Annotated in this window: 3 protein-coding genes; all 3 read right to left on the bottom strand. The window is 73.7% G+C overall.

Annotation, left to right across the window (positions count from 1 at the left end):
• Positions 1 to 177 precede the first annotated feature (177 nt).
• The 3 genes from ACF1B9_RS35365 to ACF1B9_RS35355 all read right to left on the bottom strand — a co-directional run bounded on the left by ACF1B9_RS35365 (position 178) and on the right by ACF1B9_RS35355 (position 5,853).
• Positions 178 to 1,110, bottom strand: coding sequence for a hypothetical protein (locus ACF1B9_RS35365; RefSeq protein WP_391738511.1), 933 nt, complete (start codon positions 1,108 to 1,110; stop codon positions 178 to 180).
• A gap of 189 nt (positions 1,111 to 1,299) precedes the next feature.
• Positions 1,300 to 4,503, bottom strand: coding sequence for a sacsin N-terminal ATP-binding-like domain-containing protein (locus ACF1B9_RS35360; protein WP_391739301.1), 3,204 nt, complete (start codon positions 4,501 to 4,503; stop codon positions 1,300 to 1,302).
• Between the two features lie 414 nt (positions 4,504 to 4,917).
• Positions 4,918 to 5,853, bottom strand: coding sequence for a DUF3027 domain-containing protein (locus ACF1B9_RS35355; RefSeq protein ID WP_391738510.1), 936 nt, complete (start codon positions 5,851 to 5,853; stop codon positions 4,918 to 4,920).
• Between the last annotated feature and the right edge of the window lie 147 nt (positions 5,854 to 6,000).

Raw genomic sequence — 6,000 nt, 5'->3', positions numbered from 1 at the left:
TTTTTGTCTAAAACAAATAGACATTTTTTTTTTTTTTGTTTTTTTTTTGTGTTTTTTTTTTTTTTTTGGGGGGGGGGGGGGGGGCGCCCCCCCGCCCCCCCGGGGGGGGGGGGGGGGGGGGGGGGGGCCCCCCCCCCCCCCCCCCGCCCCGCGGTGGTGCATGTGGCGCGACGGAAACTACTTCACGTCGACGAAGTCACCCGCGGCCGAGACGGCCGGGGTGGTGGACGTTCCGGCGAAGCTGTAGCGCCAGTAACCGTCGACCGACGCCTTGACCGTGGTCTTCAGGGTGCCGGTGCTGCTCGACTTGATCGTCTTGACCGTGGTGTACGTGGAGCTGGTCTTCTTGCGGAACTGGAGCTTCACCGGCTGCGTGGCGTAGCCGTGGTACTTCAGGTCGTCGAAGTTCGCCCGCGACAGCTTGCCGGTGACCGTGATCGTCCCGCCCTTCTTCACGGGCTCCGGAGCGGCGTCGACCGTCAGCTTCGACAGCCGCTGCACCCGGGCCGTGCCCAGGCCGTCCTGCAGCGCGAAGCCGATCTTGCTGACGTCGGGGTTCTTCGGGTCCTGGCCGTTGTAGTCGACGGCGAAGCCCATCGCCTTCCACGTCGTGGCGTCGGCGTTGCCGATCAGGTCGTACTGCGGCCAGATGGCGATCTGGCCCTTGCAGGTGGCGACCGTGGAGGAGACGGCCTTGCAGGTGGGGGCGGCATCGCCGTAGAGCTCGTTCGTCGGGCTCTCGAACGAGCCGCGGTAGAGCTCGACATCCAGCTCGAAGTCCGAAGCGAAGATGTTCACATCGGCGGCGTGCGTCACGGTGAACGTGGTCGGCACGGTCTTCGTGGCGGCGGTGCCCACGGCGATCGGCTTGCCGCCGTTCACCGTGAACTTGGAGAAGGTGAGGTCGAGCTGGCCCGGGGTGCTGGCGGCCGCGAGGGAGCGCGCGCCGGACTTGGCGCCGGAGTCGGCACCGGTGGTGGAACGAGCGGCACGCGCGACGTCGCTGACGGTCGAGCGGTGCGTGTCGTCGGCCTGGGCCGCCGACGGAATGACAAGGGCGGAGAGAGCCAGGGCGCCGGTCACGGCGGCCACGGTGGCACGAATGCGCATGTTCATTCCCCAACAGGAGAAGGGGGCCCGCAGCGGTCCTCCGCCGACAGGCCCAAGATCGTCTGTGAAGCCTGATGGCTTCACAGGAGAGACCACCGGGACATGTGAACGGTTGTGCGCCTGTTGGGGATTTCTTGTGCACTCGCCCCGCGCTCCAGCACGGATGTGCTTCGGACCCGCTCCGGCCGGTCAGTCGAACCAGCGGTCCCGGGCCAGTTCCTCCGTACGGGACGGGTCCTCCAGCAGCGCCGCGACCTCGAAGCGGCGCGGCCACTGGCCCGCCGCCCAGGCCAGCCCCGCCGCGACGCCTTCCAGTGTGGCGGCGTGCACGGTTCCGTCGGGGGTGCGGCGCCAGTCCAGTTCGACGCCGCCCGCGCGCAGTTCGGCGTGTTCGAGGTACACGTCCGGGGTTCCGGCGCCGAGCAGCACCCGTACCGAATCCGGCACGCGGTGCTCCTCGCCCTCCGTCGTCACCTCCGCCTCGACGCTCTCGCCGAGCCGCCGCACCTGGAAGAGCTCGGCCAGATCGGCCGCGCGCGTCGGGGCGACCGGCAGCAGTGGAAGCCCGCCGGTGAGCGGCAGCAGGTCCGGGGCGTCCGCGATCACGGCGTCCGCCGCGTCGACCACCCGGGCCTCGCCGTCGACCACGGCCCGCAGTTCGTCGGGGAGCGTGACCTGTTCCGGGTCGAGATCGGCCAGCGCCGTGTACAGGGAGTGCAGTTGTACGGGGCCGACCTCACGGTCCTCGTCCGCGAGCCGGCCGAGGAGTTCGGCGGCGCCGCCGGGCTCGTCGAGGAGCGCGGCCACGGACGTCCGTACGCCGAGGGCGCGCAGCACCTGGGCGTCGTCGAAACCGGTCGCGTCGGCGGAGTCGTACAGCCCGGCCAGCCGCGGGTCGCCGGACGCCGCCCGCAGACCGGCCGGGCGGCGGCCGTCGAGCACGGGGTGGTCACGCAGCCACCAGGCCGTGTACGGGCGGACGGACTGCGTCGTGCCGTCGGGCAGCAGCACCCGTACCGGCTGGGTGAGCGCGTCGCGCAACGGCGGCTGGGCGAGCAGCGCGAGCGCCTGCGGCCAGGCGTCGTCGTCGACGAGGTCCAAGTCGCGGACGGCGACGAGTTCGGTGGCGACCGGTGGCACGGGGCTGTCCGGCAACTGGTCGAGGACGTCCTCGCACCACACGTCCACGGCGTCGAGCAGACCGGCGTCGTCGGGCTCGGCGAAATCGCCGTCGCGGGGCTCCAGTTCGTCCGGGTCCAGGACGACGTCGGCGGCCCGCACGAGGGCGAAGGTGGCGAGCACCCCGCAGGCCGTGAGCGGCTGCGCTCCCCAGCGGTCGGTCAGCTCCTGGTCGCAGAGGGCGAGTTCACCCTCCCGCATGATGGCTGCGAACGGACTTCCGGGCAGCACGAGTTCACCCGCCGGCGCGGGCTCGCCGTCCTCGTCGGGGAGAGCGAGAGCGCCGAGCCAGGGTTCGTCGCCGGGTGCCAGTTCGGCGTCCCGTACGAGGGTGAGGACGGTCTCGGCGAGTTCGTCGGCGTCCAGCGCGTCCTCGTCCCAGATCTCGCCCGCGTCCAGCGATCCCGCGACGGCGGCCCGCACCTGCGGGGTCGTCAGCACGGCGCGGGGCGTGGCGGGCAGGGCGCCCAGCTTCTCCAGCAGCGGATGGGCGGCGTCCGGGTGGGCGACCTTCAGCCCGAGCCGGGCGAGGCGCCCCAGGACCGGGCCGGTGAGGGCGTCCGGGAGCGGGAGGAGGACCTGGCGGGGGCCGATGGCGGTGCGGGGGGCGGCCGGGGTCCTGGCGTCCACACCCTGCGCACCGGCGAGCGGGACCGGCAGGCCGGACAGACGGTCCGGGTCGATGCCGGACAGGCTGTCGTACAGCCGCCGCCACCAGCCGGGGTCGCGTTCCAGCCCGGCGAGCCGGTCGATCGCCTCGGTCAGCGGGACGCGGGCGACGCCGAGGGTGCGCAGTTCGCTGCGGCGCTCCAGTCCGGCGGGCAGCAGGCACGGCAGGACCTCGGCGAGCACCCGTACGGTCTCGGCGCCGACGCCCTCCAGCACTTCGGCCTCGATGGGGCGCAGCGCGGTGGGGGCCGCCTCGCGGATGCCGCCCGCCGCCGCGTCCCAGCTGTCCCACCGGTCCGCTTCGGCGGCGGGGTCGCGCGGGGCGGCGGGTTCCAGGAACGAGATGCGCGGCAGCCGCTCCAGGATCGCGCCGCGCAGGGCGCCGTCCAGTTCACCCTTGCCGAGCGGCCCGGGGACGAGGTCGATGGTGTCGATGGACAGCGGCTGCCAGCCGGCGAGCAGTTCGGCGTACGCGTCGGCCGCGCGCTGCACCAGGAAGTCGGTGAGCGGCCCGGGGGCGGGGTGACGGCGGGTGGTGTCGAGCGGCAGCGACGCGATGAGCAGCGCGGGGATGCCGAGGGGTTCGTCGGTGGGGGTCGGCGCGTGGACGACGGGGGCGGTGCGGGGGCGTACCGGGGCGCCCTCCGCGTCCACCGGGACCGCCCAGGTGACCGACCAGTGCGGGCGGAGCCGTTCCTCACGGGGCCGGTCGGCGAGCAGGGCGGGCTCGACGGCCCCGTGCCGGACGGCGGTGCGCCAGCGGTGCGTACCGTGCGCGGAGTCCTCGACGTGGGTGTACGGGCCGTGCTGCGAGCGGCGCAATGTCCGCACGGCGTCCGGGGTCTCGATCACGACCTCGTCGAGGCCGCGCAGGGTGAGCAGGAGCGCGTCGTCGACCGCGGTGAGCAGCCGGACGACGAGGTCCTCGGCGCCGCCGTCGCGCAGCGGGAGGACGACGACGGTGTCGTACCCGTCGGGTGCGGTGCCTTCGGCGGGCAGCGGGAGCCGCAGCAGCGGTACGTGGCCGTCGCGGCGGCGGAGCTCGTCGCCGAGGCCGGGGCTGGCGACGGCCGCCCGTGCGGCGAGGTCGCGGGCCTCGGCGAGGGACCAGCGGACGCCGCCGTGCCGGCCGACGACGGCGGGCTCGTCGCTCACCGCGAGCACGGCGGCGAACCCGACGCCGAACCTGCCGACGGCGCCCTCGTGGCCCTCGCGCTTGGCGGAGGCGCGCAGGGTGGAGAGCGATTCCACGCCGGTGGCGTCGAGGGGGGCGCCGGTGTTGGCGGCGGCGAGTACGGCGGGGGCGTCCGCGGTCGCCGCGTGCAGGGTCAGGCGGAGCCGGCCGGGGACCTGTGCGCGGGCGGCGGCGTCGGCGGCGTTCTGGGCCAGCTCGACGACGAGGCGGTCGCGGTAGCCGCCGAGCGCGAGGTCCTCCTCGGCGTTGGCGTCCTCACGGAATCTGGCGGGGCCGGCACCCCAGGCGTCGAGCACACCGCGTCGCAGCCGTGCGGTCCCGAACGGATCGGCCCCCTCGGTCGCATTCATGCTCACGCTCTGACTCCGCTCTTCTCCGGTTACACGTTGCCCGTGCCGCCAAGTGTGCGCCTGAAGGTACCGGGTCCTCTCACCGGACGGGGCGCCGCGAACGGCACTCCACGCGGGGGATGGCGCATCTGCCCCACTCAGCGGCCGGGTTCCGTCCTCGAACGCCGGACGGGCCGGGGTGCGAGCCGGCCAGGGGCCTCTCGTCCGGATCAGCCCGGATGGGCAAAGGACCGTCCTGGCGCGCCGGGGTGCTCCCACGGCCGAGGCCGCCCTTGCGGGCCGGGGCGTCCCACCGCGGGGACGGCCGGATTCAGGCCCGTCCGGCGATCGTGGACGGAACCGGTGCGCCGGGGGCGCCCGCAGGCTCACCCGGAGCGCGCCCGAGCGCAATGCGCCCCGCTCTCCGCGCCCTGCTCAGGAGTGGCCGAGATCCTCCGTGGGGGTGTCCGCTTCCGCCGGGACCGAGCCGGAGTCCCGGGCCGGGCGCAACGGGTACTCGTCCGCCTGCATCGTGTCCAGCGCGTGCGGCGCCGGCTTCGGCGGCTTCGGCATCACCGCCGCCTCCGAATGCCCGCCGCACCCGTACGACAGCGACACCACATGTCCGTCCGCCGGACCGAACTCGTTCGCGCACACCCCGAACGCCTGCTTCAGCGACCCCGCCAACGGCACCAGGAACGCGCAGGTCACACACGAGGCCGGGGCCGCCTGCGCCATCGGCGTCTTCGCGCCGAACGCCTCGTCCCACCGGTCGGCCGCCGCATGCAGCCCGTACCGCGAGAGCACTCGCGCCCGCCGCATGCCGAGCTCGTCCGCGACCGCCGCGATCGAGCCCCGGCTCGTCGTCGCGGGGCGCGTCGTCAGTTCCGCGTCCTCCACGTCGACGAGGTCGGCCATCTCCTGCGACATCTCGGATACCGCGGAGTTCGGCGGCGGCTCGTCCTCGCCGGTGTAGCCGGGCTCCAGGCGGATGTCGTCCGCCTCCGTGGGCAGCAGATCTCCGGGCCCCATGTCCCCGGGGCGCAGCCGCTCGCTCCACGGCACCCACTCCGGGGCGAGGAGCGCGTCGCTGCCGGGCAGCAGCACCGTCTCGTCGAGGGTGACGTTCTTCGCGCGGGAGGCGCGCGCCACGGTCACCGCCCAGCGCCAGCCCCGGTAGCCCGGCTCCTCGCACTCGAAGAAGTGCGTGACGACCCGGTCTCCCTCGGAGACCACGGCCACATGCTCACCGACGACCCCCGGCGCGGCTGCTTCCTCGGCCGCGGCGCGGGCGAGGTCTACCGCCTCGGCGCACAGACGGTCGGGGACAGGGGTACGGGCCGTACGGCTTCGCGTCGTCGCAGCACTCACAGGTCTCGCTTCTCTCCTACGCCAGTCTCACGAGTGCGCCAGCACATCCATCGATTTCGGCCATGACGGATGCGGGCGGAGCGGACCTGGGGGCCGCGTCGACGTCCACACCCGTTGTGCCTGCCTCGGGCGCACCTTCTGCCATCC

The organism is Streptomyces sp. NPDC014727 (assembly GCF_043083485.1).
Taxonomy (GTDB): domain Bacteria; phylum Actinomycetota; class Actinomycetes; order Streptomycetales; family Streptomycetaceae; genus Streptomyces.
Note: the sequence above shows the minus strand (reverse complement) of the source record. Positions and strands in the feature narration are given on the sequence as shown.

What these genes read in the sequence shown, in the direction of transcription:
- ACF1B9_RS35365 (WP_391738511.1), bottom strand. Translation starts at nt 1,110, where the DNA reads ATGCGCATTCGTGCCACCGTGGCCGCCGTGACCGGCGCCCTGGCTCTC.
- ACF1B9_RS35360 (WP_391739301.1), bottom strand. Translation starts at nt 4,503, where the DNA reads ATGAATGCGACCGAGGGGGCCGATCCGTTCGGGACCGCACGGCTGCGA.